The organism is Roseobacter sp. MED193 (assembly GCF_000152965.1).
In the GTDB taxonomy this organism is placed as follows: Bacteria; Pseudomonadota; Alphaproteobacteria; order Rhodobacterales; family Rhodobacteraceae; genus Pseudophaeobacter.
The window spans coordinates 362,672-389,626 of sequence record NZ_CH902583.1 but is presented as its reverse complement, the minus strand read 5'-3'; the positions used below and the strand labels follow the sequence as shown (position 1 = coordinate 389,626).

The window sequence follows — 26,955 nt, the reverse complement described above, 5'->3', positions numbered from 1 at the left end:
AGGGCGCTTTGTACGCGCTATTTTTTGGGCGGGATCTCACGGGGATGTGAGGGGGCAATTCCATGGGGCTGATCATCCCGGTTCGCCACTTGTTCTTCATGGGCTTCCTTGTGATGCCCCAAGCGGGCAAAAAGCCACTCATTATGCTCTTGCCGTTTGAGCAATTGGCTCCTGGCAAATTCGTGGATTGCCAGAGCAAAGACTCCCAAACCACCAAAAATCAAAAACGTCGTGGCCAGTTTGCCGGCAGCGGTGACAGGCACCAGGTTCCCATAGCCGACCGTTGAGATTGTCACGACGGTGAAGAAATAGGAATCCAACCACCCCCAGCCTTCGACGAAATGGAAGAATACAGTACTGCCGGAGATAACAACCACCAGCGCCACAAAGATCGTGACGTTTCTGAGCTGCTTCATGTTTCCCCCTCAGTAGATTGAAGTTGCGCCATAATATCTTCAATGACCTGTTTCCACATGTCAGGTTGCTGCGCTCCGGGGACGGCATGCTGATTTGCAATGATAAAGGTTGGGACTGAAGAAACCCCCATTTTACGTGAATGGGCGTCGCGGTTACGGATGTCCTCAACATCATTCATGCCAGACAACAGCTGGCGCACCACATCTGCCTCCATCCCGATCTTTGCTGCGATTTCTACCAGGACCTCTGGGTCCCCGATATCAAGGGCCTGGGTAAAATAGGCGTCAAACAATGCATCCACCATGGCGCCCTGTTTGCCTTCGATCCCGGCCCAATGGATCAGACGGTGGGCGTCGATGGTGTTGGGTGTCCGCTGCATGCCCTCGAAATCAATGCTCAGCCCTGCTTTTTCAGCATGTTCCACAACCGGGGCATAGGCGCGCACCGCGCCCTCTTTGCCGCCGAACTTTGCCTCCAGGTAGGCACGTCGGTCCATGCCCTCGCCTGGCATATCCGGGTTCAGCTGAAAGGGATGCCATTCAATGACAAAGGGATGATCAGGGGTTTCGGCCAAGGCCTTGTCCAGATGGGTTTTGCCGATATAGCACCAGGGACAGATCGGGTCGGAAATAATGTCCAGTTTGACGGTTGGCAGAGGGGCGGTCAGATCGGCAGTCACGTCGGCAGTCATGGTCTATCCTTTAAAATAGGCGGGCAGGGCGCGGCGCAGCAGTTTGCCATTGGCGCCACTTGGCAGCATGGCAAGATATACATAGGCGCGTGGCTGTTTATAGCGGGCCAGATGTTGGGCGGCAAAGGCCTCCAACTCGGATGTCTCCAAGGCAATTGGGCCGGTATAAAAGGCCACGATGATGTGGCTGTCGGTCTTTACCTCAACCGTGGCAACACCAACCTGAGTGATACCGGGATGGGCGGAAAGCTGTGTTTCGACCTCAATCGGCGAGACACGGAACCCGCCGGCATTCATCATGTCATCGGATCGGCCGAGATAGCTGATCTGACCGTCAACCGCCATGGCGCCCTGATCACCAGTCAGGAACCAGCCGTCCTGCATACGCGCTGCCGTTTCTTCTGGGGCATTGAGATATCCGAGCATTAAGCCAGGGTCGGTGGCAGCAATAGCGATGGTGCCTTCTTGCCCCTGATGCACGGGCCCGTCAGGGCCCAGAATAGCGACTTTGCGCCCCTTCTGAGGCTGTCCCAGTCCCGTGCCGCGTGCGGGATGTCTGGGGCTGGACGACACAAAGGTCGAGCATTCGGACATCCCGTAGGCCTCATATAACTCGGTCTGGGTTGCGGTGGTCCAGGCGCTGTGAAGATGCGTCGAGAGCTTTTCTCCGGCGCAAAGCCCATGGCGCAGATCGGGGAGGCACATTGAGACCCTATGTTTTAATAGCTTCCGGTAAACACCTGGTGCAGCAGCGAAAATTGACGCTTTGTGCTGGCCGAGGAGAGCGGGCAGATCGTCAGGGTCCGTGCCAGGTTCCGGGATCAGGGCTGTGGCACCCATCGCCCAGGGATCCATCAGGCCTGTGCCCAGAGTAAAGGTCCAATTGAACGCGCCGGCATGGAGCAACCTGTCGCTGGGCTTGAGATCATACCAGCCCGACACCATCATCTGACGGGCCCAGATCGCACGGTGGGCGTGGGCCACGGCGCGGGCCTGGCCGCTGGTGCCGGAGGTATAGACCGCATAGGCCATGCGGTTGGGATCTCCCATGTCATACTCACAGGGGGCAGATTGGCGCATAGCCTGCAGCTCAGGCAGCAGGATCTGATTGTCATGGGGCGCGCAGGCAACCGTAGGGTCCCGCAAGATGGCAGCTGGCTTTAGGTCAGCAATCATCTTTGTTGTCTCATCTTCTGTGAGCTGCGAGGAGGTCGGCACCGGGACCAGACCGGCAGCGATCGCGCCCAGATAAGCTATCGGGAAATCAACCGTATTGCCAAGGCGCATCAATAGAATTTGTCCTGGCTCAAACCCCGCCTGCAAGAGCCCGCCTCCGGTGCCCCGCACAGCGGCCTCCAACTGGGAATAGCTCCAGATTTGGCTACCTGTTGCGCCTACCACTTCCAAGGCTGGCTTATCGGCCAGAGCAGACGCGTGACGAAGCACAAAGGCTGCCAAATTGAACGGAGCGGGGCAGGGCGCAAAGGCACCTTGATCAAACAGGGACAACATTTCCATTGGCTAGCGCGACAAGTGCTGCGTTGCAAGCACCCACCGGGCGTCATATAGAAGCTCTATGACAGGACATGACCCAAAATCTCTTATTACCATTGCCCGCGCCAATGGCGAAGAGCGTGAAGCAGAACCGTTGGATCTTGGCGCCCGTGTGCGTGAGCTGCGCAAGGCCCGCGACTGGACCTTGGAACATGCCGCCAATCAAGCGGGGCTGGCGCGCTCTACCCTGTCAAAGATCGAAAACGGCCAGATGTCTCCGACCTATGAAGCGTTGAAAAAACTCGCGGTTGGTTTGCAAATCTCCGTGCCGCAGCTGTTCACGCCACCACAGCGGGATCAGGTCAATGGTCGCATGACTGTCACCAAGCTGAACGAGGGTTCTGCTCAGGCGACCGCCACCTATGAGCATGAGTTGCTGGCCGAGGGATTGCGCCGCAAACAGATGCTCCCTTATCGTGCCAGAGTGCGTGCGCGTTCCATGGACGAGTTTGATGGTTGGGTGCGCCACGACGGCGAGGAATTTCTCTATGTGCTTACGGGCGTGGTGACGCTGTTCACTGAGTTTTATGAGCCCGTTGAAATGCGTCGTGGTGACAGCGCCTATTATGACGCGGCCATGGGGCACAATGTGATCTCCAACAGTCAGGAAGACGCCACGATTCTCTGGGTGACATCGCTGAACTAAAGCGCCTGTTCTTCGGCTTCTCTGATTTCATTATTGAAGACGGAGCTCAGCTTGCATCGCACTTTCGCGCGTGAACCGCACCCAAACACTGTTCAGTGGACGCCTGGGTCCGCGCTCAAATTCAGCATGACACCTAGGCTGGGTCTGTTTCAAGCTCCGCATGTAGGCTTTCGGTAAAGAGAAAATCTTCAACCTCTTCATGGGCTTCTTGCAGGGTAAGTTGGTGACTGGTTGCAAGGTATCTCACAAAGGCTTCCCAGTCCTGCTCTAGACTGAGGACTGTTTCACGCTGTAAATGTGGAAACCGCTGCTTAGCCCGAGGGTACATGGCCTTCCAGCACAGCGGGGAAGGACGAACTGTCATCATTGATGCCCCTTTTGAAACAAATACCACTTTACTCTGGGCACTATAGCAAAAATGGCAAAAAAAGAAACGCGGGAGTTCTGTCGTCCTGATACAGGCGTTAAGAGGCCAACTCCGGTGGAGTTAGACCTGCCATTAGCCAATTCTATTCCTGCACAAGGGGGCGGCGGTTTAATCTTCCTGGTACCACCAAACATCCGGCATAAACCCGGTGCGATCACCATAAATGGGTAGAGTATCGGGGAATTGCAATTCGCGGGCGTGAGCAATGCGTCCTTTGTCAAAGGACCAGATCGGGATGACATAACGTCCCGCAGTTAAGACACGATCCAGCGCGCGGGTTGCGGCGACGAAATCCTCTGAAGCTTCGACATTAAGCATCTTGTCAATCATTGCATCAACTGCAGGCTCGGTGACGCCCATCAGATTTCGGCTACCGGGTTGCTGGGCCCCTGCTGAGCCCCAATACAGCCTTTGCTCGTTGCCGGGGCTAAGAGAAAGCTCGCGACGCACCTTTGTGAGATCAAAGTCAAAACTGCTTTGTCGGCCCACGTATTGCGCATTATCGACAGGTTCCGGTGTGAGCGTGATCCCAAGCCGCTCCAGCGCACGGGCATAGATTTCAACCACGGTTTTCATTTCGGTATCGCCCTGACGCAACAATACGTTGAAGGCGATCTTTCTTCCTGTCGCATCGCGCAGGCTGCCATCTTCCACCGTGAGACCTGCCTCTTCCAGAAGCGCCATGGCTTTGCGCAGGTTCTTGCGGTTGCGTTTTGTCCCATCGCTTTGTGGCAGGGCGTACCCTTCCAGCGTGCCAGGTGGCAGCTCCTCGGCAAAAGGCATCAGGTATTGGGCAACCTTGCCCGTTGCCGGACCAGGCAGAAACCCCAGATGAGAGTTGGAAAAATACGAGCTGATACGGGGCTGGGCACTGCCGGTAATTGTCTCGTTGATATACTCAAAGTTGAAGGCAAGCAAAAGCGCCTCACGGACCCGCCAATCGTCCAGAGGTGCGCGGCGGGTGTTGATGGCAAGCCCGGTCATGCCAGAGGGGCGCTTGTGTGGGATCTCACTCTTGACCACCCGGCCATCTGCAACCGCGGCGAAGCCATAGGCACTTGCCCATTTGTCGGCGTTAAATTCTCGATAGCTGCTCAGCTCTCCGGCTTTGAAAGCTTCGAACAAAACGGTTTGATCGCCGAAGAAATCAATTCGCAACTCGTCAAAGTTTTGCGTTCCAACCCGAAAGGGTAAATCTTTGCCCCAATATTCGGGATTGCGTTTTAATGTAATTTGGCGCCCGGCCTCAAAACTATCGACCACATAGGGCCCAGTTCCAATTGGGGCCTCCGTTAGGCCTGAGGCGGCAAAATCTTTGTCCTGCCATTGCGATTTTTGCAAAATTGGGCGCAGCCCTGCAATCAAAGCGAGTTCTCTGTCTTCCACATTAAAGCTAATGCGCAGGCTGCGCGGACCGGTCTGCCGGATCTCAGAAATTTTCTTCCAAAAGCCGCGATACCGTAGATGCCCTTCGGTACCTAGTGTCTTGTAGGACCAGATGACATCCTCGACTGTGACGGGGCTGCCATCGGAGAATTTCGCCTCTGGTCTGAGGCTGAATTCAACCCAAGATCGGTCCTCGGGTACTTCAACTGATTCGGCCAACAGCCCGTAAAGAGTGAAAGCTTCGTCCCAAGATCGCCCCATCAGGCTTTCATATCCCCAGAACCTCAACTGCCAGGGCGGGGTGCCTTTTTGAGCAAAGGGATTGAGGGTATCAAACCCGCCAGTGTTGCCCACCACCAGTCTTCCACCCTTTGGCGCATTGGGGTTTGCATAGGGAAGAGACACAAAATCCTGTGGTAGGGCGGGGTCTCCATACATAGCTATGCCATGTGATGATTCTGCAGCTAAGGGGGCAGTGCTGCAAATCAGCAGGATTCCAGAGCTTGCAACTTTAAGTTTTTGGAAAAAATCTTGCTTCACTTTGGCAACAATCCCCTACTGCCCTTATTTTACTGGCTCTATACCTTACAGAGCTCTGAGGGTCATTTAAAACTTTTAGCTTGGATGAACGGACATAATTGCGTATAAAGAAGTCACTGCTCGATAGGTTTCTTGCCTGTATGAAACCTGCCTCAATAACTTTACGCCCGCCTTGCGCGGGCGTTTTTTTTGGCTTTTCGAGCTTTTCCTTTTGTTATTCGGCGAAATCCTGCGCTTTTTGACGGTCGTTTGACCCCAGCCGTCCGGCCCTAGGCGTTGGGATGTCAGGGTTTAAGGCTACGTAGTCCTACGCGTTTCCTTTGCCTTGGTTGCGTGGCAAGAAGGACCGGTAAAACTGCTCAGCTTTCAGAAAAGGAACAACAGATGACGCTCCAGGGAAAAACCGCTGTGATCACGGGATCCAACTCGGGCATTGGTCTTGGGATTGCTCGCGAATTGGCGCGGGCCGGGGCGGATGTTGTGTTGAACTCTTTTACCAACCGGGATGAGGACCATGAACTGGCATCCAAGATCGCGCAGGAGTTTGGCGTCGGGGCACGATACATTCAGGCCGACATGTCGAAAGGCGAAGCTTGCAGAGGATTGATCCAAGAGGCTGGGCGCTGCGATATCTTGGTCAATAACGCCGGCATTCAGCATGTCGCCCCAGTGGATGAATTCCCAGCAGAGACCTGGGATGCCATTTTGGCGATCAATCTCAGCTCTGCATTTCATACCACAGCTGTGGCGCTGCCTATGATGCGGGCAGCTGGCTGGGGCCGCGTGGTGAACATTGCCTCCGCCCATGGGTTGACGGCTTCGCCTTTTAAATCGGCCTATGTCGCGGCGAAACATGGCGTGGTTGGTCTGACAAAGACCGTTGCCCTGGAAACCGCAGAAGAGCCGATTACCTGCAATGCTATTTGCCCGGGTTATGTTTTGACCCCGCTGGTGGAGGCGCAGATCCCGGATACCATGGAGAAGTACAATATGTCGCGCGAAGAGGTGATCAAACAGGTGATGTTGGAGCGCCAGCCCTCACGCGAATTCGCCACTGTAGAACAACTGGGCGGGTCCACTGTGTTTTTCTGCTCGGATGCTGCCGCACAAATTACTGGCACCACACTGAGCGTCGATGGTGGCTGGACCGCGCTTTAACTTATCTCAGGAAGTTGCTCTCGGAACAAAATAAAAGGGAAGGCCCAGCGCCTTCCCTTTTTTGTTTGTGTTCGTGTAGGGCTCACAATCCTTAGGATGCGGCGTCTGTCTGCTCAGGAGTACTGGGATCCCTGGGGTTGGGATAGACCAGCCCGGCTGAAATAACCAATTTGGCAGCGTCTTCAACGCTCATGTCCAATTCGATGACATCATCCTGGGGCACAAAGAGCAAAAAGCCTGAGGTTGGATTTGGCGTTGTGGGAAGAAAAACGCTCATCAAAGCACTGCCGGTGTTGGCATGTGCAGAGACCTCGCCTTTGGCCGTTGTGGAAATAAACCCGATGGCCCATATGCCCCGGCGGGGATATTGGATCAGGCAGGCTTTCTCAAAACTCCGTTCAGACTGGGCAAAGACCGTTTCCGAGATCTGTTTGATGCCAGAATAGATCGTACGCACCACAGGCATCCGGTTGACCAGGTTTTCGGCAAAACCGATCAGCGAGCGACCAATGATCCCCTTGGCGATCCAACCGATGACAATGGTGAAAAGCAAAAAGAAAATCAGCCCGATACCGCGCAGATTGATGCCGATGTATTGTTCAGGGGAGATCGTGTGCGGCACCAGAGGTAAAACCACGGAGTCAACCCAGCCGACCACGGTCCAGAGCAGCCAGATGGTCAGCCCAACCGGTGCGATGACCACAATCCCAGTAAAGAAAGAAGAGCGCAGCCGCGCAAACAGACCGGGACGGTGGCGAACAGGGTCTTCGTCGAAGGGTGTGGTCATCGGGTTCAATCAGGTATGAGGACAATCACGTCCATTGCGTTAGCCAGAACCTAGGTACTGATCGCGCCATCGGCAATGCCAGAGTCAAAGGAAAGTCACTCAAGAGTTAAGAGCAGCCATTTCTTTGGCAATTTCCGCAGCAAGCCGCGCATTATTGCGCACCAAAGCGATATTTGCGGTGAGCGAGCGCCCTTCAGTGAGTTCAAAAATGCGTTTCAGCAGGAAGGGTGTCACATCTTTGCCGCTGACTCCCTGTGCATCGGCTTCGCTTTGGGCTTGGGCGATCACCGGAGCAAGAACTTCAGCTGCAATTTCGGATTCTTGCGGAATAGGGTTTGCAATCAACTGGCCACCTGGCAGGCCCATGGCGCTGCGGGTGAATTGGGCGCGGGCAATGTCACTGGCCTTGTCCATGCGCAGAGGAGAGGTCAGCTCAGACTGAGCTGACCAAAAGGCCGGGAAGCTGTCCTGACCATAAGAGATGACCGGAACCCCCTGGGTTTCAAGAATTTCTAGGGTTTTGGGGATGTCCAGAATGGCCTTCGCGCCGGCGGCCACTACGGTCACTGGTGTTTGCGCCAGTTCCCTAAGGTCAGCGGAAATATCAAAGCTGGTTTCGGCGCCCTTGTGGACGCCGCCGATGCCGCCGGTGGCAAAGACTGAAATCCCGGCAAGCCGCGCGGCGATCATGGTGGCGGCCACGGTGGTGGCACCGGTTTTTCCCATGGCGATACAGGCTGGCATATCTGCGCGTGACACTTTGGCAACGCCTTGGGCTTGGCCCAGCGCCTGGAGCTGATCTGGTTCGAGCCCAACATGTAGGATGCCCTCCATCACCGCGATGGTGGCCGGAGTGGCGCCTGCATCGCGGATATCCTGCTCCACCTGCGCGGCCACTTCAACATTCTGTGGGAAGGGCATGCCGTGGGTGATGATGGTGCTTTCCAGGGCGACAAGAGCGCTGCCTGTCTCTTTGGCGGCGCTGACCTCTGCCGAGTATTGGATGTCGATCACAGTGGGGGTTCTCCTGAAACATAATTGGCTGCGGCCTGCAGGGCGGCGGCCAGAGCCGATTGTCGATTTTCGCCGCGCGCTTCAGCGGCGATATGGGCGGCCATAAAGGTATCGCCAGCGCCAGTGACGCGGGCCACGGTGACCCGTGGTGGCTGCTGGGTTATCACCGCATCTACTCCGCTGGAAATACAGGCTTCGCTGGCAGAGGCCCCACCATCAGTTACCAAAACACGCGCCGCGCCGCGGGCAATCAGTGCCTTCGCTGCTGTTTCGCTATTGGTAAAGGTATCCTGGCAGAGCAAGCCTGCCTCTTCGAGGTTGACATATAGTGTCCCACGGGTGGCAGTCAAAAAGGGCCGCAGCCGTTCCGCCTTGCCTGGTGAGGCCGGCGCCACATGCAGATGAGCCTTGGCAAAGGCGGGATCAGTGGCGATATCACCCAGTAAAGACAGGGTCAGATTGCCATCCAGGGCGATTGCGCCCTCATAGGGTGCTTGGCGCGAGCCAAGGGTGCCATCGATTAATGGGCGCAGAATCTTTTCGCCGGCGGCCTCCAGCGAATGGGCATCGGCGATCGCCGCGATCAGCCCGTTGCCCCCTTCCACGGCCATGTAACGATCGGTGGGGAGATCTTCGGAGCGGTATAGATGCGCAGTGCCGCAGCCCAGACGGGCGCAGGCAGCGATCAGTTCGGTTCCCTCGGGGTCGCGCCCGACCGCGCTCAAGAGATCGGGTTTGAGCCCAAAACGTGCCAGAGTCATGGCAATATTCATTGCCACGCCGCCCGGAAGACGGGTGATGCGTCCAGGCACATCCGATCCCCTGCGCATTTCAGCCGGACTGCGGCCAATGATGTCCCATAGAACGGATCCGATGCAAAGGACTTGCGGGGAGACCTCAGTCGAGGCGCTTGTGGCGGTGGGCTTCTCTTGTGTCATGGCAACTCTATTGCGCCTTTTATCGTGCCTCGCAAGCGGCAAGCGGAAAAACGCAATGATTGGCTTCCTCTGGGTCTATGGAATAGCAAAAACCAACGAGGCCCAGAGCGTTTCCCAAACTGCATTCGCGTTGTCCTCTAGGGGGCGCAGCACCACGGAATTCAGGAGGTAGCGGTGCTGGGCGCGCACAGGGATTGGAACAATCCCGGTTGCATCGGTGCGCAACAGGCGTCTTTGCACTGTGTCGTTGGGGCTGCGTTCAAAAACCTCCACCTGGGCATGAGGTCTTGGCTGACCTTTGTAATACAGTTGTACCGGCAATAATGCAGGGGAGTCAGCTTCAGGCACCGCGAGAGTGTAGGGATTCTGCAAAGCTACAAACTCAGTCTCCAGCCCAAAGGCACGGTCTGAGCCTTCCCCGTGATCGACTGAAACCAGCAGCTTGGCGTGGCGGGTGTAATGTTCTCCAAAATTGCTCTTAGGCAGACCACGCGCATTATGTCTGTTTTGGATGTCGTCAAACCCCTGGGTCTGGGCAAAACTGGCAAATTTCTCCCAGTTTTCATAGGTGATCAGATCGGGGGTGGTTTCATGCAGCGCGACCAACAACCCCGAGGTCAGGTTCTCGATGACCAGGGCAGGCATATCACCCATTCGGCCCGCATAGGGGGTGACATTGTCATTCTGGACGGTTTCAAAGCGGCGAATACGGTGGTTGAAATAGGGCAGGCGGGCGCCTTTGAACAGCTGGCCGTTTCTCAGTCCGGCCTTAAGCGAGCCGTCGGAATCTACTTGATATTTTTCTGGCTCAATCCAAAACTCGTGGGAGAGCGCCGGTTGCACAGGCACCAATAGGGAAGCAAGGCAGAAATGCAGGAAAACAAAAGGGCGGAACAAAAGGTTGAGCATATCTGTGACTTCTAAATTAGGTTGCCTCAGGGTGATGATCCTTTCTTTGGTGTCAAGCCTCCTGCTGTGGCTTCCCCTTTCAGGGCGTGCTCATGAGGTCACGCCGACGATTGCCGATTTCGAAGTTTCTAATGGCCAGTTGGCACTGAGCTTGCAGATGAATGTCGAGGCTTTTGTCGCCGGAATTGACCTGGATGAGCGCAGTGATACCGATAGCAGCGCCCGTTCTGCCGACTACGACCTGTTACGCCAGATGTCCCAAAGTGAGCTGGACCCCATGGTGCGCCTGTTTGTCGAAGACTGGCTTGAGGAGGTACAGGTTGAGGCGGGCGGCCCTGTGCCCCTAAAGCTAGAAAAGATAACAATTCCGCCCGTTGGTGATGCCAGCCTGCCGCGGAGTTCAGTGTTGGAGTTGACGGGGGCGCTGCCCGAGACCGCGCTCTATCTGCGTCTCGCCTGGCCAGACCGATCTGGGGCGGTGGTGTTGCGCCAGAATGGCGTACCGCAACCCTACACAGGCTACCTCTTGGGAGGAGGGCGCTCTCCGGCTATCGGCCTAAAGGGAGGTGCTGTGCAAAGCTCATGGGAGGTGTTTCAAAGCTACCTTCCCGTCGGGTTCGATCACATCCTGCCCAAGGGCTTGGATCATATTCTATTCGTCCTGGGGCTGTTCTTCCTTAGCACCCGGTTGGCGCCACTCTTGTGGCAGGTGACCACCTTTACGGTGGCTCATAGCATCACCCTGGGCCTGGGAGCATTGGGGGTGGTCACTGTGAATGCCGCCCTGGTAGAGCCGTTGATTGCTGCCTCGATTGTTTTTGTCGCGGTAGAGAATATTTTCTCCCGTCGCCTACACCTTTGGCGCCCTGTGGTGGTGTTTGCCTTTGGGCTGCTGCATGGGCTTGGCTTCGCCTCGGTACTGGGGGAGTTCGGTCTGCCGCAGGACCAAGTCATTCCAGCCTTGCTTGGCTTTAATGTTGGGGTTGAGTTGGGTCAACTGACGGTGATCGCCTTGGCCTATGGCGCCCTTGGGTATTGGTTTGGCAAACATCCAAAATATCGTGGTCGGGTGGCTATTCCTGCCTCAGTGACCATCGCACTGGTTGGAAGCTACTGGTTCTACGAGCGGGTTTTCGGCTAGGCAATAGAACAAGTCGTCAAAAGAAAAGGCGCAGGAGGAAGATCCTGCACCTTTGCCATGAAACTCTTGTTATGCGTCTGGCTATCGCATCGCCGCCATGAACCGGTTTAGGGTTGCAACGGGATCTTCCGTATTCCAGATTTCTTCGCCAAGGCCAAAGAAGTCCGTAAAGGGCGCGACAGTGCGGATCAGATCCTCGGTGAGGCCGCCTTCTGCCACTACCGGCACCTCGATCATTTGTGACCACCATTCAAACAGTTCGGTCTCGGCGACGGCACCGTCCCCCAGACCTGAGGTGCCCACAGGGCCAAAACTTACGTAATCTGCGCCGGCCTCCCCAGCGCTAATACCATCATGGCGCGAAGCACCACAGAAGCTGCCAACAATCGCATCCGGCCCCAGGGCCTTGCGTGCGGTGCGCACAGATTTGGAGGCATCGTTTAGATGCACCCCGTCCAAACCCAGGCGTTCGGCCAGGATCTGGTGGTCACTGATCACAATGGCAACGTCGCGGGCATGGCAGACCTCGCGTAGGGCATCGCCGGCGCGGCTCAGGGTGTCTTCGTCCCGGCTTGCCATATTAAGCCTCAGGCAGGAAATCTCGGTGCTGTCCAAGACCCGTGCCAGCATGTCTGGGTAACGCCCCAACTCAAAGCTGGGCGGGGAGATCAGGTAGATCTGCGGGGCTTCGGGGGCTTCTGCGGCGTTGTCCATGCAGGTCACTCCTGTTCTCATTAGAGCACGGGTTTTAGCGGTTTTATGGCCAAGTGCAAGGTTTGGCGGTCGCTATGATCCTAAATCCAACGCGTCCCCCCGTGTGACGGGGGGACGGCCTGCGCATTTGGGTTGCTCATTGGCGGTCTGACGACTACAGCAAAGCGGTCTTTAGCGGAGAACATAATGCCTAGTCCAACGCCACAACCTGCCTTTGTCCTGGTCCGTCCGCAGATGGGGGAAAACATCGGTGCGGCGGCCCGTGCCATGTGGAATTTTGGCCTTGATCGCATGCGCATCGTATCGCCGCGCGATGGCTGGCCAAATCCAAAGGCCGTTGCAATGGCCTCTGGCGCTGGGCGTCTGCTGGACGAGGCGATCTTGGCCCAAGATCTGCCCGAGGCGCTGGAAGATTGTTCCTTTGTGTTTGCCACCACTGCGCGCCCTCGAGAATTGGTCAAACCGGTCTATAGCCCAGAGGCTGCGATGAAGCTGGCGGCGCAAAAAATCAAAACTGGCGAAAAGGTTGCGGTCCTGTTCGGGCCGGAACGCGCAGGGCTGGAAAACGAAGATATCGCCCGCGCCAATGCGATTATCTCGGTGCCAGTAAACCCTGATTTTGCCTCTTTGAACTTGGGGCAATGTGTGTTGCTGACGGCCTATGAATGGCAACGCCAAACCCAGGACGTGGTAGACGAGGCCATCGATCTGGGGAAAACCGACTGGGCGACGGGACGCGATGTCGAGGCCCTGGTCCGCCACTATGAAGACCGTCTGGATGAGGCGGGGTTCTTCTTTCCCGCGACCAAGGCTGCAGGGATGAAAGTGGTGTTTCGCAATATGTTCAGCCGCCTGCCACTGACCCGGGCGGATGTGCAGATGCTGCATGGGGTTATGCGGCAGATGGTGCGCTGGCGCCATAAGGACGACCCCGCCCAAGGCGAGGCGGACCCATCCACAGAAAAATGACATCTCGGGCCCTTATCGGCGGGCATGCTCTGGACCTTCACCGCCAGCCTGCCTAGCTTGGCCCCAGTTCTATATGAGGCAAGCATGAGCAAGCGCAGCATTTTTGAAGAGGTGTCGGGCGACAAACCCGAAGCCGTCGCAACCGCCACTCCGGGCATGATTGATCGTGGGCGCAATGGCGCGCGCGGCGCTATTCGGGCCTGGTTGATGATGCTTTTCGCTCTGGTGGTCGCGATGATCGTGGTTGGCGGTTTGACCCGGCTGACGGATTCCGGCCTGTCGATCACCGAATGGCGTCCTGTCACCGGCGCGGTGCCCCCCATGTCGGAGGTGGAATGGCAGTCTGAATTCGACAAATACAAACAGATTGACCAGTGGCGTATCGAGAATCAGTGGATGGAGATGGCTGATTTCAAAACAATCTATTGGTGGGAATGGGGGCACCGACAGCTGGGCCGCTTTATGGGCTTGATATGGGCGGTTGGATTCCTTGGCTTTCTCATCACCCGAAAGATCCCGACGGGTTGGACATTGCGGCTTGCTTTGCCCGGAATGCTGGGCGGTGTTCAGGGCGCGATCGGCTGGTGGATGGTCTCTTCCGGTGTCACCCAAGGTGAGGGAATGACTTCCGTCGCCTCATATCGGTTGGCGACCCATTTGGGTTTGGCTTTTGTCATTCTGGGCGTCATCGCCTGGTACATCCTCCAGTTGGGCCGCTCGGAACGCGATTTGATGCAGGCGCGCCGTGCAAAGGAGACAAAGATCTTTGGTCTCGCAACCGGATTGCTGCACTTTGCCTTTTTGCAAATCCTGCTCGGCGCATTGGTTGCCGGCATTGATGCGGGGCGGTCCTATACTGATTGGCCCCTGATGGGTGGCCAAGTGATCCCACCCAACCCGCTAATGTTTGAGCCCGTCTGGAGGAACTTTTTTGAGAACCCTGGCCTTGTGCAGTTTATCCACCGGGTCTGCGGTTATCTTCTGCTGGGCTTTGGCGTTGTTGTTTGGCTCAAAGGACGCACATCGGCGCATCCGCTGACCCGCAGTGCCTTTTCCTTGAGTTTTGCGATTTTGTGCCTGCAGATCCTTTTGGGCATCATTACCGTTCTCTATGGCGCGCCTTGGCAGGCGGCTATCTTGCACCAATTGGTGGCAGTGGGCCTCTGGGTCGCAATCCTACGGGCGCGGTTCTTGGCGGCCTATCCCATATCAACCTCGATTAAGGACCATTGATCCCATGAGCATTTTTGACACTTTGATGGCCTATGAGCGTGATACCCAGGCGCTGGGCCAGATCGCTGGACGGCTGGGCTGGGATCAGGAGACCATGATGCCACGTGGCGCAGCTCCGCAGCGTGGCGAAGAAATGGCAGCGATTGAAGCCGTTTTACACGCGCGCCGCTCTTCGCCGCAGGTGGCTGAATGGCTGGCCGAGGCCGAGGCCCCGGATGCGGTTGGTGCGGCGCAGTTGCGAGAGATCAAGCGCGCCCATGAGCGCAGTGTCAAAGTGCCTGCTGATCTGGCGCGTCGTCTGGCCCAAGTGACCTCCGAGGCGCAGGGCAAATGGGCCGCCGCGCGGGGCGACGAAGACGTGGCCGCCTTTTTGCCGGTATTGCAAGAGGTTGTCGCGCTGAAACGCGAAGAGGGGCAAGCCTTGGCCGCCGGCGGCGATGTCTATGACGCCATGATAGAGGACTATGAGCACGGCACCAGCGCTGCGGAAATTGCCGCAACCTTTGATGCCATGCGCCCCGGCCTTGTGGATCTGCGGGCGCGGGTTTTGGACCGGCCCGCCCAAAAAACGCTTGAAGGCAGCTTTGATGAGGGCGCGCAGATGAAGCTGACGCGCAAGCTGGCCAAGGCCTTTGGCTACGACATGAGCCATGGCCGCGTAGACAAGGCGGTGCATCCCTTTAGTTCTGGCAGTGGCTTGGATGTTCGTATCACCACCCGCACCAGCGCGCAGGATCCGTTCAACTGCTTTTACTCCACCATTCACGAGGTCGGTCACGCGGCCTATGAGCAGGGCATCAGCCGGGATTATCTGCTGACCCCGCTGGGGCGTGGTGTCTCTATGGGGGTGCATGAAAGCCAAAGCCGGATCTATGAAAACCAGATTGGGCGCAGCGCTGCCTTCACCAGCTGGCTATATGGGGAGATGCGCGACAGCTTTGGTGATTTTGGCATTGCCTCGGCGGATGAGTTCTACAAGGCGGTCAACACCGTGCACAAAGGCTATATCCGCACCGAAGCCGACGAACTGCAATATAACCTGCATATCATGCTGCGGTTCGACCTAGAGCGTGCGCTGATGGCCGACGATCTTGAGGTAGGCGATCTGGAAGCCGCTTGGAATGACCGTTTTGAGGCGGACTTTGGCTATAGCGTCGACAAGCCGTCAAATGGCTGCTTGCAGGATGTACATTGGTCTGTTGGGCTGTTTGGCTATTTCCCGACCTATACCCTGGGCAATGTCTATGCGGGATGTCTGAACCAGAAGATGCGCAAGGATCTGCCGGATCTGGATTCGGAACTGGCGTCAGGAAACACCAGTTCGGCCACGCAATGGCTGCGTCAAAATCTGCAGCAGCACGGTGGTTTGCGCAGTCCGATAGAAACCATTGAACGTGCCGCAGGGACTGCGCCCAGCCCGGCGCCATTGATGAGCTACCTTGAGGAAAAATTCACCGGCCTTTATGGGCTGTAAAATACCCTGCCTGTGAAACGACAAAAGGCCGGGCAATTGCCTGGCCTTCTTCTTGCGTGGTCTGCCTTCGTTTAGATCAACGCCATACGTTCGGCGCGTTCCGGATCTGGGAAGGGGCGGAACAGACCAAATTCTGCGTGGGCAATCAGCGTGTTCACATTGCGATAGAGCCGCGCCACTTCCTCGTCATCCTCGCCCAAGACCCTAAATGCTTGATCCAGCTGGGTCATATTCTCAAACTCTATCTCAAGAAGAAAGTCTTTGCAGCTGTCGCTGGCAAGGTTCAACTTGCGCCGTAGCAACCGGTGTCCCTGTACCACGCCACGCTCTTTCAGATAGGCCATCCATTGATCAACCGCTCCGGCAAAGGCCAGGGCTTTGGCTTCGTTATGGATGTCGATGGCGCAGTGATAGAGGTTCATAAGCAGATCCTGGCGAATTTCGTGGGCTTTTGATCTCCTTGCTAGGCGAAAAAGCCTTCGCTTTCGTTAAAACCCGGATTTTACATCCAGATGCCACAATTTTGCTCTCCTTTAGCGGGAGTTTCCGCAGGATGCACACTCATTTTGAGAGAGGTATTTGCAATGAAGAGGTTCTTTGCCACCGCGGTTCTGTCGCTTTTTGCATTTCAGTCTTCGGTGAACGCCGCTGAGCTGACGCGCAGCGAGATCCGTGTACTGGCCTACGCTGGCGATTATGCCAGTTTGGAAAGCAAGCTGAGCGCGGAGCGTGCGCAGCCCCTGGTCGAGAGTGAAGATTTTTTCAAACTGCGACGGTTGATGTCAGTTTTTGAGGCCTCCGATCCGCGCATGGTCTCGTTTGTTGAACGCTGGGTCGACGCAGAGCCAAGCTCTGCCTTTGCCCATTCGGCGCGCAGTTTTTCTCTCAGCCTGGGCGCCTGGGATATTCGCGGGGAAGCCTATGCCAAATATGTGCATCCACAGGCCCTGGCGGTGCACCACAACATGATCCAGCAGGCCATTGCCCATGCGCGTCGTGCCCTGGAACTGGACGCAGACTTTATTCCCGCCTCTGATGCGCTGCTGAACCAAAGCGTCACCTCGCGTGACAAGACCGAGATCCTCGAGACCCTCGACAGGGTTATGATACAGCAGCCGAACTGGGGCAGCCTGCGCAGGTCGCTGGGTATGGCCCATCAGGGCTATGGCGGCACTGCGGCAATGATTGAGCAACTATGCCAAAGCTACGCGCCGCTGATCCCCAGTGCTGGTCCCGACATGCTGTTTCGCTGCCGCTATTTTGGACTGAAAAGGTATTATTTTTCAAAAAGTTATGATCTGCGCCAGACAATGCAGGCCGCAGCGGCGAAGGACCCTGAGTTTGATCTGAGCCGCGCCATTAGGATGACGGATCAAAGCGATAGCCATAATCGTACGGATGAAGACATCGCGTTTGCGCGCGAAACCATTCTGGAGCAGGCCTGGTGGAGACCTCAGGTTGTTCAGAACTTTGACATGGCCTTTAAAACTCGGTTGGGCGGTCGGTCTCTAGAAGAAGAAATCGCGGTATTGAAGATTGATGAGGTGAAGGAGGGGCTACGGCATGATCCGTTTAATCAGTCCTTAATGAAACTTGCTGAGAGCTGGGTCCGGTATCAAATCAAAAACAGATCGACTGAATATGCTCCTGCAGCGCTTTATGATCTTCAGGAACAGCTGGCAGTGGATTTTGCTTTCCGACGTCTTATTGCTTCCCCCTTTTCTGGACAAAACTGGGAGCAGGTTGCAAAGCACAAATTCGGCAACGATAGCCCTCTCAATATTTTCTTAGGCGATCAGTTTCTCGTCAACGGTATCGTCTATTCTGGCTTTGAGGATCATGCCCTCTATCGCTTCATGGCCCGTAAAGCGAAGCAATGGTATCGGTTTCGAGGGGTTGTAAGGCTGCACGATCACAAGGGAGACCGGCCTGAAAAGGGCGATGCAACCCATTTGGATCGTAGTGAGCTTTTGCATTGCCCATTCCTGCGCGCCTATCTTCGTCTGGAGCAGGTCTGTGCGGAAAACGGTGGCCGGGGATATTGCGCTGAGGAGGATTTTGCATCCTTTGCGCCGCAGTTGAAAACTGCGCAGGCCGATCAGAACTGTGATTTTCTCAACGGGTTAAGCCCAGAAGATCTGGCCTTTCAACCGGTTGAGGTCGATCTGTCTTATGATCCGCAGGCGCATTGGCCGGCAGTTGAATGACGCCGGCCAATCGCTTGTTTTTATCGCGGGTTACTCTTCGCTCACCACGGCGGTTTCGTCGTCTTCGCCGCTTTCGGCGATCCAGGCGACTGAAACCACCTCTTCGCCTTTGCCGGTGTTAAAGACACGCACGCCGCCAGCGGACCGTGAGCGGAAAGAGATGCCATCAACCGGCACCCGGATTGATTGGCCCTTGGAGGTCGCAAGCATGATCTGATCACCCAGCTCAACGGGGAAGGTGGCGACAATTTCGCCGCCTTTCATGGCACCAACGCCCTGGCCGCCACGGCCGCTCACCCGGTAATCATGGGCCGAGGTTAGATTGCCCGCGCCGGGTTTGTTGATGGTCACCAGCAGATCGTTGGCTGCGAGCATTTCTTGATACCGTTCCTCGCTCAGTGCACCTTCTTCGATCTCTTCCGCAACCTCAGCTACTGCGTCGTCCTCGGAAACATCACTGCCCAATTCAGAACGGAACCGCTTGATAAAGGCGCTGCGCTCCCAGGGTTCGGCGTCAAAGTGACGGATCACCGACATGGAGACCACTTCGGCCCCCTCACTCAGTTTGATCCCGCGTACCCCAACCGAATTGCGGCTGTTGAAAACGCGCACATCGGTCGTTGGGAAGCGAATAGCACGACCGGTGCTGGTTACCAGCATCACATCGTCGTCTTCAGAGCAGATGCGGGCATTGATCAGCTTTGTATCGGCGTGATCTTCTTCGAACTTCATCGCGATCTTGCCGTTGGACTTCACATTTGTGAAGTCTGACAACCGGTTGCGGCGCACAGTTCCGGCAGAGGTAGCAAAGACGATTTGCAGGTCCGCCCATTCGTCATCGGGGCGATCCACGGGCATTATGGCGGCAATCGAGACTCCGACAGGGATTGGCAGGATATTGACAATGGCCTTGCCCTTGCCTGTCCGGCTGGACTGCGGCAGGCGCCAGGTTTTCAGTTTGTAAACCATCCCATCGGTGGTGAAGAACAAGAGCTGGGTGTGGGTATTGGCCACAAAGAGGTTGGTGACAACATCCTCTTCCTTGGTCTGCATCCCAGAAATGCCCTTGCCGCCACGCTTTTGAGCGCGAAAATCAACCAGCGGCGTCCGTTTGATATAGCCGCCAGAGGTCACGGTGACGACCATGTCTTCGCGTTCAATCAGGTCTTCGTCATCCATGTCGCCGGACCAGTCGACGATCTCGGTGCGGCGGGGCACGGCAAACTGGTCACGCACCTCACGCAGCTCATCACAGATGATCCCCATGATGCGTTCCCGCGAGGACAAAATTTCAAGGTATTCCTTGATCTTACCTGCAAGCTCTTCCAGCTCATCGGTAACTTCTTTGACGCCGATCTGGGTCAGTCGCTGTAGGCGGAGTTCCAGAATTGCACGGGCCTGGGTTTCTGACAGGTTGTAGGTGCCGTCCTCATTTGCAGTATGGGTCGGATCGTCGATCAGCGCGATATACTGCAGGATCGGCTGGGCAGGCCAGCGCCGGGTCATCAGCTTTTCGCGGGCCTCAGCGGCATCAGCGGATTGACGAATAGTGGCGACGATCTCGTCGATATTGGTAACGGCCACGGCCAAACCACACAGAATATGACTGCGCTCGCGGGCCTTACGTAGCAGGTAGGCGGTGCGGCGGGCGACCACGTCTTCGCGGAAATCAATAAAGGACGTGAGGAAGCGTCGCAGTGTCAGCTGTTCTGGGCGGCCGCCATTCAGCGCCAGCATATTACAGCCAAAATAGGTCTGCATCGGGGTAAAGCGGAACAGCTGGTTCAGGACCACTTCAGGCGTGGCATCGCGTTTCAGCTCGACCACCACGCGAACGCCGTTGCGGTCGGATTCATCCTGCACATGGGCGACGCCTTCGATCTTTTTCTCGCGCACCTGTTCAGCGATCTTTTCGATCATCGCGGCCTTGTTGACCTGATAAGGAACCTCATCGACCACGATCGCATAGCGATCCTTACGGATCTCTTCGACACGGGTTTTGGAGCGAATGATGACGCTGCCGCGCCCCTCCAGATAGGCTTTGCGCGCTCCAGAGCGGCCCAGCATGATGGCACCCGTGGGGAAATCAGGGCCAGGGACATAGTCAATCAGCTGTTCGCTGGTCAGATCAGGATCTTCAATCAGCGCCAATGTTGCGTCGATCACCTCGCCCAGGTTGTGGGGCGGAATATTGGTGGCCATGCCTACGGCAATGCCACCCGCACCATTGACCAGCATATTTGGGAACCGGGCAGGCAGAACCGTAGGCTCGCGGTCCTTGCCGTCGTAGTTATCCTGAAAATCAACCGTCTCTTTTTCGATATCGTTCAGCATAAACGCAGCGGGTTTATCCATGCGCACTTCGGTATAGCGCATCGCCGCAGCGTTATCGCCATCCATCGAGCCAAAGTTGCCCTGACCATCCAGAAGCGGCAGTGACATAGAGAAATCCTGCGCCATACGCACCAGGGCATCATAGATCGCGCTGTCGCCATGGGGGTGGTATTTACCCATGACATCGCCCACAGGACGGGCCGATTTGCGGTAGCTCTTGTCGTGACTGTTTCCGGTCTCGTGCATTGCGTAGAGGATGCGACGGTGCACCGGTTTCAAACCATCACGCAGGTCGGGAATGGCCCGGCTGACAATGACGGACATTGCATAGTCCAGATAGGAGGTCTTCATTTCCGCTTCGATGGAGACCGTGGGGCCATCATAAGTGGCGCGCTGAGGAAAGTTTTCGTCAGCGTTTTCAGGAGTTTCCGGCGTATCTGTCACGTTGGCTGCCCGTTCTTTTCTATGGGTCTATATCTTGTTGGAACACCCTATCAGAGAGGGTGTATAGGGCGCAAGCAAACTGCCGGTTTTGCGCTGGTTTTGCCTGATTTTTCCGTGGCTTTCTTTGTGTGGGATCTGGATTTGCAGGTGATTAACCAATTTCAGGCTACGCTATATCTGGGGGGCTCTTTAAAGGAGGCCACAGATGGAGATGAGCAGTACCGAAATGATGCTCAAGGGCTATGGGTTGACCACTGCCGAATTCACCTACCACATGCCCGATTATTCTCATGTATTAAACACCTATGTCTGGCAAGACTACGACCTGGCACCAGACCACGAACGGCTGTTCAAATTTGTTGAGTTCTGGCAGCGCGAGCTGGACGGGCCGCTGCATTCCGTGCGGTTTACCCATCGCAAGATGATCAGCCCGGGCGAATGGCGCAATGTAAAAGGCATCTTGAACCTGCACTGAGCGCGCGCAACACAGATACCGGCACAGGGCTGGTGAGCGGGAAATGTTGCACAGGTCGATGGAGTTCCAAGGCGGGTAGCGTGGCTCAGGCCGAACAGCTGGCGCCACCCAGAACGCAGAACTTGGCGCAATGCGCATGGTTCAGCCGGACGTCCGCCTCTGCGTCGGCTAGGGTCTCTCCTAGTTCGAACTCTGGCGAATAGGGGAGCAAAGTGCAGGCAAGCACCACCGGCGCCGCAGCCCCCTTGCGTTTGACCACCATACGGGAGGAAGAACACATCACGTCATTCGGGGATTTATCTAGAATTCCCCAGCAGGCGGTGGTGATTTCTGGAACTTCGACGTTTTCGTCCATTTCTGGAAATAACACCGTGGAACCAGGGTTCTGGGCGTCAATATCAAAGCCATGCTTTTCATATAGGGCAGCAAAACCGTCGCGGCTCTGGTCTTGGCTCTCTCCCCACAGGCTGCGGCCCGCCACTGCCATTTTGATGCCTGCGTCGCGCAGCCAGCGCATGCCTTGAATAGACTTGTCGAAACTGCCCAGGCCACGTTCGGCGTCGTGATGCTCTGGAGCGAAATGATCCAAAGAGACCCGCAAGGTCATTTTGCCGGGGTAGGCGGCCTCCAGCTCTTCTAGACCCGCACGCATCGATTTTCGCATCATCGGGAGCATCGCATTGGTCAGGATCAAGACCTCAAAGCCGCGTTCCAGTGCGGTTCGGGTCATGGCGATCACTTCAGGATTCATAAAAGGCTCGCCACCGGTAAAACCAATCTCCCGGATTGGCCAGCCGCGCTCGGTGATTTGGTCCAGATACAGACGCACCTCGGGTTCGGTCAGATAGACCAGCGCGTCATTGGTGGGTGAGCTTAGGATGTAGCAGTTTTCGCATTCGATATTGCAAAGCGTGCCTGTGTTGAACCATAGGGTTTCTGGATTGCTGAGCGCTACGCTAGCGCGTTCTGAGCCATCCGCTGTCACATGACTGTCTTTGAATTTCCCGATATTGGCGGTTGGAGCAGTTAGATCTTTCACGCTTAAACACTCTCGGACAGTTTCTTTCGCTGGAAGCTAGCTTATAATGATGGAAAATGAAAAGCCGCCACAGGTCTTTATGACAGGGAAGTGATGGCCCTAGGCTTGAAATGGGCCACGGTCATCAAAGGAAGTTGGAAAACAAGATGGTATCTCGTGTCATTCCGGTCGCACCTTTCGATCTGGTGGTATTTGGGGCAACCGGCGATCTGGCGCAGCGCAAGATCCTGCCAGCGCTGTTTCGCCGCTTTTGTGCGGGACAGATCCCGCATGGCACCCGCATTATCGGCGCGGCGCGCTCCGCCTTCAGTCTGGATGACTACCGCCAGAACCTGGCGCAAAGCCTGAAGAAGAACCTCGGCACGACGGCAATCGAGGACGAGAAACTGGTCCAGTTTCTGCAGCTTGTTTCTTACATATCGCTGGATGGCAATGGCGCGGCCGGTTGGCGCGCGTTGAGCGCAGCACTGTCAGACGGACAAGAGCAGTCTGGCTCCGAACTGCGGGTGCAGGTTTATTATTTTTCCGTCGGCCCCAGCCTGTTTGGCCCCTTGGCGGAGCGCTTGCACAGCCATGGCTTGACCAATGCGGCAACGCGCATAGTTGTCGAAAAGCCCTTTGGCCATGACCTGGCTTCGGCGCGGGATCTGAACCGAACCCTGGCCGGACATTTTGACGAGGGGCAGATTTACCGAATTGATCACTATCTGGGCAAGGAAACCGTGCAAAACCTGATGGCTGTGCGTTTCGGGAATATGCTGTTTGAACCACTTTGGAACAGTCAGTATGTGGATCATATCCAGATCACGGTGGCGGAAACCGTCGGTGTTTTGGGGCGCGAAGACTACTATGAGCGCTCCGGTGCCATGCGCGATATGATGCAGAACCACCTGATGCAGCTCTTGTGTTTGATCGCGATGGAACCGCCGGCCAAATTTGACCCCGACGCGGTGCGCGACGAAAAATTAAAGGTCATCCGCGCCCTTGATCCAGTGGAACCCTATCACATCGTACGCGGCCAATATGCCCCGGCTTCCGGAGCGGTGGGTCGTGACCTCAACTACAGGGAAACTGTCGGAAATCAACGTTCAAGCACCGAAAGCTACATCGCGCTTAAGGCTCATATCAGCAACTGGCGTTGGGCAGGAACGCCGTTTTATCTGCGCACGGGTAAACGGCTTAAGGCGCGTTCTTCGGTGATCAATGTGATGTTCAAAGATGCCCCCCATTCGATCTTTGGCGAAGAAGCCGGGCGCCATGCCAACCATCTGAAGATCCGCCTGCAACCCAATGAGGGCATCACCCTGAGTGTGACCATCAAGGAGCCGGGTCCAGGAGGGATGCGCCTGATGGATGTGCCCTTGGATATGAGCTTTGCTGAGGCGCTTGGCCCGAAGGGAAGCGAAGCGGCTGACGCCTATGAAAGGCTGATTATGGACGTGGTCCGCGGCAACCAGACCCTGTTCATGCGCGGCGATGAGGTTGAAGCTGCCTGGGGCTGGACCGACCCGATTATTGCCGGTTTGCAAGCCCGTGGTGATGTCCCCAAACCCTATGAAAGCGGCAGTGTCGGCCCAGGGGATGCAGATCTGTTACTGCGTCGCGATCAACGTGAATGGAGAGGGATAAATCCATGAAAATTAGCGAATACCCCGATAGAGACATGTTGGCCATTGATGTGGCCAGCGCGATCGCTGGGGATTTGGAGATGCATCTTCTTCATCATGATACGGCGGCGCTTGCAGTGGCTGGTGGAACCTCGCCTGCGCCGATCTTTGATGATCTATGTGCAGCGAACCTGGATTGGAGCCGGGTGCATGTCATGGCAACGGATGAACGCTGGGTGCCAATGGAAAGCGAGCGCTCCAACGCGCGCTTAATCCGCGAACGTCTGTTGACCGACCGGGCGGCAGTGGCACATTTCTTGCCGTTTCATGTCCCCGCCAGAGAACCAGAAGAAGTACTGGCTGAGGTCGAAAGCCAGATTAGCCCCAAACTGCCGCTTTCGGTTGTTCTGCTCGGCATGGGGGAGGATATGCATACGGCCTCTTTGTTTCCTGGCGTCGCCGGGTTGCAGCAGGCCCTGGCTGCCGATGCGCCCATCCTGGCAGTGCTGCGCCCCGATAGCCAGCCAGAGCCCCGCATCAGCCTATCAGCGCCGGTTCTCGACGGGGCCCTGTCCAAACATCTGGTGATCTATGGCGAAGCCAAGAAAAAGGCCTTGGATAAGGCGCTTTCCTTGCCGCCGGAACAGGCGCCTATTCAAGCAGTCCTGAGCGAGATGACGGTGCATTGGGCGCCTTAATTCTTCTCCTTACCCTTTTGTTTACAAGTTCTTGGCGGGTTAACCTTCCGCCGGAACAGCCCCATCCACTGTAGTGAACTGACGTTTCAGGCTCCCAGGCAGGGGATAGCCAGAGGCGCCGTCGGGACTGCGTAACACCATCACAGCTTCAAGGGTTGCGCGCAGCCGCCCTGCAGACCAGATCTGTTGTTCCATTACATAGGATGTGTTGCGAAATGTGATGCAGCGCGCGGTGGCGATATAGGCCTCATCTAGCACCATCTCCTGAATGTAATGTACATTTGCGTTCCGCAAAACAGTGCGTGGTGCAGACTGTCTGTCAAAATGTTTGGCACACAGCCTGTCAAAATAGGAGACCCGAGCGGTTTCAAACCAACCCATATAGGCTTTGTTATTGACGTGTTGCAGAATGTCGAGCTCTGAAAACCGGACCCGGTCCGCCAGGGCCATGGGTTTGGGCTGTTCAAGCCCCTGAGCTCGCTGTTCGTCAGGGCCGAGCGGAGTAAGAAAACGTAAATCCATTGTTATCGCCTAGACTGCCCACAGGTCCAAAGGCAAGAGGCCAAACCCCTATCGTGACGTCGTATGATAGAATTTCCGTTGAGATGGTTTTCACACCGATCCAAATCCACCCAAAGGGGACTGAACCTGACTCTGCTGTATAGGGTCCATACACGTTTTCAAAAGGTATTCGGTCGTGGAGCGGGTAACGAGAATCGAACTCGTAACTAAAGCTTGGGAAGCTGCCGTGATACCTTTTCACCATACCCGCTCTGTTGCGCCTTGATCTATTGTGGCCCTTTGGAAAGGTCAAGAGATCAACTTTGGTCTTTGCGGCGTTCGAGTACATTAATTGGGCGATAGGTGGCATGGCCTGCCATGCGCGAAAAGACGCTGTCATCGATTTCGTGGTCAGTTGGAATATTGCGCGGCTCTTGCTGGGGAAGATACCAGGGTAAACCAGACTTGGGGTGGGGCCATTCCCGCCGCGCGCGAGTTTTGGGGATCATATACTCAAGCGGCATCCACCCCATCGACATTGAGGGGTGTATGGGTGCCATGGCATAGGGATTATGCCACTTGGAGGTTAACTTGGGCGGCATATGGGGCAGGGGCAGGCATAGGTTTTCACGTTTAAACTTGGCGTTGAGGACAAATCCTTTGGTCATTTTTAGTTTGCGCCCCTTAGCGAGGGCGTCTTCCTGATCTGCCTTCAGTTCTGCCTGTGCCAGCGCGTCAAGCATCCAGCTGAGCGTGAGCTTGCCGATCTCAGCATTGGCGCCAGTACTGCCCCCGATGTCACTGTGAAACCCTGAGAACCAGCGCTGTTTTAAATACTGTGTGCGCCGGTTTGGTTCATGCGGGAACCGGTTCGGATAATAGTCTGTTCCCTGCCAGAGCAGGGGGCGGAACATGCTCCGCCTTTCGTCCACCGCCAGAGCTTGCAGGACAATTCGGATAGAGGGGTTCTCGACCACATTCGCATGGGTTCCCAATTCTATAATTGATCCGGTTTCCCATAGTGTTTTCAGCGGTTTGTGAAAACGAACCATCGAAGCGACGGTATCAAAGAGCCCAAGGGCCCGGATAGGGACGCTTACCTTTGGGCGCAGAACTTCCCCATAGGCGCGCAGTTTTGCAAAGGTGACGCTGTCATCAGGGCCGCGCTCTGTCTCAGTGACTTGGCGATAGGCTCGAAAAACCTCTGCCACTAGGTGTAGCCGTTCAGGCTTAAGGAGGCCGAAGTTATAGATGAAACCGGCCAGGACCCGTGCCGCATAGGCACCTCGCGAAAATCCAAATATATAGATCCTGTCGCGCCCATGGTGACCGGCCCCAAGCCCGTCTCGATAGTTTTTGCACAGGAAGGAATAGGCTCCCAGTACATCGTTCTCTAGCCCCCGGCCAAAGGCCAGCCCCAAGAGCGAGCGCGTGTTGCGCACTAGCGCGGAGTTCACCAGCTTCGGACCTTCGAGCGTCCCAATGCCAGGCACGTAGTGTTTCAGTTGGCTACGATCGTCTCGCAGCCCTTTGTAAAGTTTGAGAACATTGGTTTTAGTGACACCGATTTCGTTACCCGTGCCGTCAAAGCAGAGAATGATCTTGCGCGACATGAAAAAGCCTTTCTGGAATAATACCAGAAAGGCTAGCAA

Annotated in this window: 25 protein-coding genes and 1 tRNA gene; 10 read left to right on the top strand and 16 right to left on the bottom strand. The window is 56.1% G+C overall.

The annotated features are described in order from the left end of the window. Positions 1-17: 17 nt before the first annotated feature. Genes MED193_RS22230 through MED193_RS04350 form a run of 3 tightly spaced genes read right to left on the bottom strand, consistent with a single transcriptional unit; the run spans position 18 to position 2,620 of the window. Entirely contained in the window at positions 18-416 is a 399-nt protein-coding gene (locus MED193_RS22230) for a potassium channel family protein (RefSeq protein ID WP_009808431.1), read from the bottom strand. After that, positions 413-1,108: a DsbA family oxidoreductase gene (locus MED193_RS04355; RefSeq protein WP_009808430.1), complete on the bottom strand. Its 696-nt coding sequence runs from the start codon at positions 1,106-1,108 to the stop codon at positions 413-415. Before MED193_RS04355 ends, MED193_RS22230 begins: the two co-directional genes overlap by 4 nt. Positions 1,109-1,111: 3 nt before the next feature. Next, entirely contained in the window at positions 1,112-2,620 is a 1,509-nt protein-coding gene (locus MED193_RS04350) for a class I adenylate-forming enzyme family protein (protein WP_039966633.1), read from the bottom strand. A gap of 64 nt (positions 2,621-2,684) precedes the next feature. Here MED193_RS04350 and MED193_RS04345 point away from each other — a divergent pair, with 64 nt between their 5' ends. After that, on the top strand, positions 2,685-3,308 hold the full coding sequence (locus MED193_RS04345; protein ID WP_009808428.1) for a helix-turn-helix domain-containing protein: 624 nt from the start codon (positions 2,685-2,687) through the stop codon (positions 3,306-3,308). Positions 3,309-3,441: 133 nt separating this feature from the next. Here the strand turns inward: MED193_RS04345 and MED193_RS04340 are convergent, their stop codons facing one another. Continuing rightward, positions 3,442-3,672 carry a hypothetical protein gene (locus MED193_RS04340; protein WP_039966630.1) on the bottom strand — a complete coding sequence of 77 codons (231 nt, stop codon included), beginning with the start codon at positions 3,670-3,672 and terminating at the stop codon, positions 3,442-3,444. 171 nt (positions 3,673-3,843) lie between these two features. Next, the gene (locus tag MED193_RS04335; protein WP_009808426.1) at positions 3,844-5,559 is read right to left on the bottom strand and encodes an extracellular solute-binding protein; all 1,716 of its coding nucleotides are present in this window, start codon (positions 5,557-5,559) and stop codon (positions 3,844-3,846) included. A 486-nt stretch (positions 5,560-6,045) separates the two neighbouring features. Here MED193_RS04335 and MED193_RS04330 point away from each other — a divergent pair, with 486 nt between their 5' ends. Beyond that, positions 6,046-6,819: a 3-hydroxybutyrate dehydrogenase gene (locus tag MED193_RS04330; RefSeq protein ID WP_009808425.1), complete on the top strand. Its 774-nt coding sequence runs from the start codon at positions 6,046-6,048 to the stop codon at positions 6,817-6,819. Positions 6,820-6,910: 91 nt separating this feature from the next. Here the strand turns inward: MED193_RS04330 and MED193_RS04325 are convergent, their stop codons facing one another. From MED193_RS04325 to MED193_RS04310, 4 genes are all read right to left on the bottom strand, one after another. Continuing rightward, entirely contained in the window at positions 6,911-7,606 is a 696-nt protein-coding gene (locus MED193_RS04325) for a DUF502 domain-containing protein (RefSeq protein ID WP_009808424.1), read from the bottom strand. Between the two features lie 99 nt (positions 7,607-7,705). Beyond that, entirely contained in the window at positions 7,706-8,620 is a 915-nt protein-coding gene (locus tag MED193_RS04320; protein ID WP_009808423.1) for a pseudouridine-5'-phosphate glycosidase, read from the bottom strand. Next, entirely contained in the window at positions 8,617-9,558 is a 942-nt protein-coding gene (locus tag MED193_RS04315) for a PfkB family carbohydrate kinase (protein ID WP_009808422.1), read from the bottom strand. The genes MED193_RS04320 and MED193_RS04315 overlap by 4 nt, the downstream gene beginning before the upstream one ends. A gap of 75 nt (positions 9,559-9,633) precedes the next feature. Then, complete coding sequence (locus tag MED193_RS04310; protein ID WP_009808421.1) at positions 9,634-10,467, bottom strand: DUF4198 domain-containing protein; 834 nt, start codon at positions 10,465-10,467, stop codon at positions 9,634-9,636. Positions 10,468-10,501: 34 nt separating this feature from the next. Here MED193_RS04310 and MED193_RS04305 point away from each other — a divergent pair, with 34 nt between their 5' ends. Further along, on the top strand, positions 10,502-11,608 hold the full coding sequence (locus MED193_RS04305; protein WP_009808420.1) for a HupE/UreJ family protein: 1,107 nt from the start codon (positions 10,502-10,504) through the stop codon (positions 11,606-11,608). An 81-nt stretch (positions 11,609-11,689) separates the two neighbouring features. Here the strand turns inward: MED193_RS04305 and MED193_RS04300 are convergent, their stop codons facing one another. Further along, the gene (locus MED193_RS04300; RefSeq protein WP_009808419.1) at positions 11,690-12,322 is read right to left on the bottom strand and encodes a thiamine phosphate synthase; all 633 of its coding nucleotides are present in this window, start codon (positions 12,320-12,322) and stop codon (positions 11,690-11,692) included. 186 nt (positions 12,323-12,508) lie between these two features. Between MED193_RS04300 and MED193_RS04295 the strand changes: the two genes are divergently transcribed. The 3 genes from MED193_RS04295 to MED193_RS04285 all read left to right on the top strand — a co-directional run bounded on the left by MED193_RS04295 (position 12,509) and on the right by MED193_RS04285 (position 15,998). Next, the gene (locus MED193_RS04295; protein WP_009808418.1) at positions 12,509-13,291 is read left to right on the top strand and encodes an RNA methyltransferase; all 783 of its coding nucleotides are present in this window, start codon (positions 12,509-12,511) and stop codon (positions 13,289-13,291) included. An 84-nt stretch (positions 13,292-13,375) separates the two neighbouring features. Further along, positions 13,376-14,524, top strand: coding sequence for a heme A synthase (gene ctaA, locus MED193_RS04290; protein ID WP_039966628.1), 1,149 nt, complete (start codon positions 13,376-13,378; stop codon positions 14,522-14,524). A 4-nt stretch (positions 14,525-14,528) separates the two neighbouring features. Continuing rightward, entirely contained in the window at positions 14,529-15,998 is a 1,470-nt protein-coding gene (locus tag MED193_RS04285; RefSeq protein WP_009808416.1) for a carboxypeptidase M32, read from the top strand. 71 nt (positions 15,999-16,069) lie between these two features. Here the strand turns inward: MED193_RS04285 and MED193_RS04280 are convergent, their stop codons facing one another. Beyond that, positions 16,070-16,420, bottom strand: a complete 351-nt coding sequence (locus MED193_RS04280; RefSeq protein WP_009808415.1) for a DUF6614 family protein — start codon at positions 16,418-16,420, stop codon at positions 16,070-16,072. 162 nt (positions 16,421-16,582) lie between these two features. On the opposite strand from MED193_RS04280, the gene MED193_RS04275 reads away from it, so the two are divergent. Beyond that, positions 16,583-18,205, top strand: a complete 1,623-nt coding sequence (locus MED193_RS04275) for a DUF4034 domain-containing protein (protein WP_009808414.1) — start codon at positions 16,583-16,585, stop codon at positions 18,203-18,205. A 30-nt stretch (positions 18,206-18,235) separates the two neighbouring features. On the opposite strand, the gene gyrA is transcribed toward MED193_RS04275, so the two are convergent. After that, positions 18,236-20,983: a DNA gyrase subunit A gene (gene gyrA, locus MED193_RS04270; RefSeq protein WP_009808413.1), complete on the bottom strand. Its 2,748-nt coding sequence runs from the start codon at positions 20,981-20,983 to the stop codon at positions 18,236-18,238. A 205-nt stretch (positions 20,984-21,188) separates the two neighbouring features. On the opposite strand from gyrA, the gene MED193_RS04265 reads away from it, so the two are divergent. Then, positions 21,189-21,458, top strand: a complete 270-nt coding sequence (locus MED193_RS04265) for an usg protein (protein WP_009808412.1) — start codon at positions 21,189-21,191, stop codon at positions 21,456-21,458. 85 nt (positions 21,459-21,543) lie between these two features. Here the strand turns inward: MED193_RS04265 and MED193_RS04260 are convergent, their stop codons facing one another. Continuing rightward, positions 21,544-22,497 carry a radical SAM protein gene (locus tag MED193_RS04260; RefSeq protein WP_009808411.1) on the bottom strand — a complete coding sequence of 318 codons (954 nt, stop codon included), beginning with the start codon at positions 22,495-22,497 and terminating at the stop codon, positions 21,544-21,546. 146 nt (positions 22,498-22,643) lie between these two features. Here MED193_RS04260 and zwf point away from each other — a divergent pair, with 146 nt between their 5' ends. Next, entirely contained in the window at positions 22,644-24,134 is a 1,491-nt protein-coding gene (zwf, locus tag MED193_RS04255; protein ID WP_009808410.1) for a glucose-6-phosphate dehydrogenase, read from the top strand. Beyond that, complete coding sequence (gene pgl, locus MED193_RS04250; protein WP_009808409.1) at positions 24,131-24,802, top strand: 6-phosphogluconolactonase; 672 nt, start codon at positions 24,131-24,133, stop codon at positions 24,800-24,802. The genes zwf and pgl overlap by 4 nt, the downstream gene beginning before the upstream one ends. Positions 24,803-24,841: 39 nt before the next feature. On the opposite strand, the gene MED193_RS04245 is transcribed toward pgl, so the two are convergent. The 3 genes from MED193_RS04245 to MED193_RS04235 all read right to left on the bottom strand — a co-directional run bounded on the left by MED193_RS04245 (position 24,842) and on the right by MED193_RS04235 (position 26,916). Continuing rightward, complete coding sequence (locus tag MED193_RS04245) at positions 24,842-25,324, bottom strand: thioesterase family protein (RefSeq protein WP_039965876.1); 483 nt, start codon at positions 25,322-25,324, stop codon at positions 24,842-24,844. 176 nt (positions 25,325-25,500) lie between these two features. Continuing rightward, positions 25,501-25,574, bottom strand: a tRNA-Gly gene (locus MED193_RS04240). Positions 25,575-25,620: 46 nt separating this feature from the next. Continuing rightward, positions 25,621-26,916 (bottom strand): DUF2235 domain-containing protein, encoded by a 1,296-nt coding sequence (locus tag MED193_RS04235; protein ID WP_009808407.1) that lies wholly within the window; start codon positions 26,914-26,916, stop codon positions 25,621-25,623. Positions 26,917-26,955: the final 39 nt, after the last annotated feature.

What these genes read in the sequence shown, in the direction of transcription:
- MED193_RS04265 (WP_009808412.1), top strand. Translation starts at nt 21,189, where the DNA reads ATGGAGATGAGCAGTACCGAAATGATGCTCAAGGGCTATGGGTTGACC.
- MED193_RS04325 (WP_009808424.1), bottom strand. Translation starts at nt 7,606, where the DNA reads ATGACCACACCCTTCGACGAAGACCCTGTTCGCCACCGTCCCGGTCTG.
- MED193_RS04235 (WP_009808407.1), bottom strand. Translation starts at nt 26,916, where the DNA reads ATGTCGCGCAAGATCATTCTCTGCTTTGACGGCACGGGTAACGAAATC.
- zwf (WP_009808410.1), top strand. Translation starts at nt 22,644, where the DNA reads ATGGTATCTCGTGTCATTCCGGTCGCACCTTTCGATCTGGTGGTATTT.
- MED193_RS04295 (WP_009808418.1), top strand. Translation starts at nt 12,509, where the DNA reads ATGCCTAGTCCAACGCCACAACCTGCCTTTGTCCTGGTCCGTCCGCAG.
- MED193_RS04355 (WP_009808430.1), bottom strand. Translation starts at nt 1,108, where the DNA reads ATGACTGCCGACGTGACTGCCGATCTGACCGCCCCTCTGCCAACCGTC.
- MED193_RS04340 (WP_039966630.1), bottom strand. Translation starts at nt 3,672, where the DNA reads ATGACAGTTCGTCCTTCCCCGCTGTGCTGGAAGGCCATGTACCCTCGG.
- MED193_RS04300 (WP_009808419.1), bottom strand. Translation starts at nt 12,322, where the DNA reads ATGGACAACGCCGCAGAAGCCCCCGAAGCCCCGCAGATCTACCTGATC.
- MED193_RS04350 (WP_039966633.1), bottom strand. Translation starts at nt 2,620, where the DNA reads ATGTTGTCCCTGTTTGATCAAGGTGCCTTTGCGCCCTGCCCCGCTCCG.
- MED193_RS04345 (WP_009808428.1), top strand. Translation starts at nt 2,685, where the DNA reads ATGACAGGACATGACCCAAAATCTCTTATTACCATTGCCCGCGCCAAT.
- pgl (WP_009808409.1), top strand. Translation starts at nt 24,131, where the DNA reads ATGAAAATTAGCGAATACCCCGATAGAGACATGTTGGCCATTGATGTG.
- ctaA (WP_039966628.1), top strand. Translation starts at nt 13,376, where the DNA reads ATGAGCAAGCGCAGCATTTTTGAAGAGGTGTCGGGCGACAAACCCGAA.
- MED193_RS04335 (WP_009808426.1), bottom strand. Translation starts at nt 5,559, where the DNA reads ATGTATGGAGACCCCGCCCTACCACAGGATTTTGTGTCTCTTCCCTAT.
- MED193_RS04310 (WP_009808421.1), bottom strand. Translation starts at nt 10,467, where the DNA reads ATGCTCAACCTTTTGTTCCGCCCTTTTGTTTTCCTGCATTTCTGCCTT.
- MED193_RS04315 (WP_009808422.1), bottom strand. Translation starts at nt 9,558, where the DNA reads ATGACACAAGAGAAGCCCACCGCCACAAGCGCCTCGACTGAGGTCTCC.
- MED193_RS04305 (WP_009808420.1), top strand. Translation starts at nt 10,502, where the DNA reads ATGATCCTTTCTTTGGTGTCAAGCCTCCTGCTGTGGCTTCCCCTTTCA.
- MED193_RS04285 (WP_009808416.1), top strand. Translation starts at nt 14,529, where the DNA reads ATGAGCATTTTTGACACTTTGATGGCCTATGAGCGTGATACCCAGGCG.
- MED193_RS22230 (WP_009808431.1), bottom strand. Translation starts at nt 416, where the DNA reads ATGAAGCAGCTCAGAAACGTCACGATCTTTGTGGCGCTGGTGGTTGTT.
- MED193_RS04275 (WP_009808414.1), top strand. Translation starts at nt 16,583, where the DNA reads ATGAAGAGGTTCTTTGCCACCGCGGTTCTGTCGCTTTTTGCATTTCAG.
- MED193_RS04330 (WP_009808425.1), top strand. Translation starts at nt 6,046, where the DNA reads ATGACGCTCCAGGGAAAAACCGCTGTGATCACGGGATCCAACTCGGGC.
- MED193_RS04280 (WP_009808415.1), bottom strand. Translation starts at nt 16,420, where the DNA reads ATGAACCTCTATCACTGCGCCATCGACATCCATAACGAAGCCAAAGCC.
- MED193_RS04245 (WP_039965876.1), bottom strand. Translation starts at nt 25,324, where the DNA reads ATGGATTTACGTTTTCTTACTCCGCTCGGCCCTGACGAACAGCGAGCT.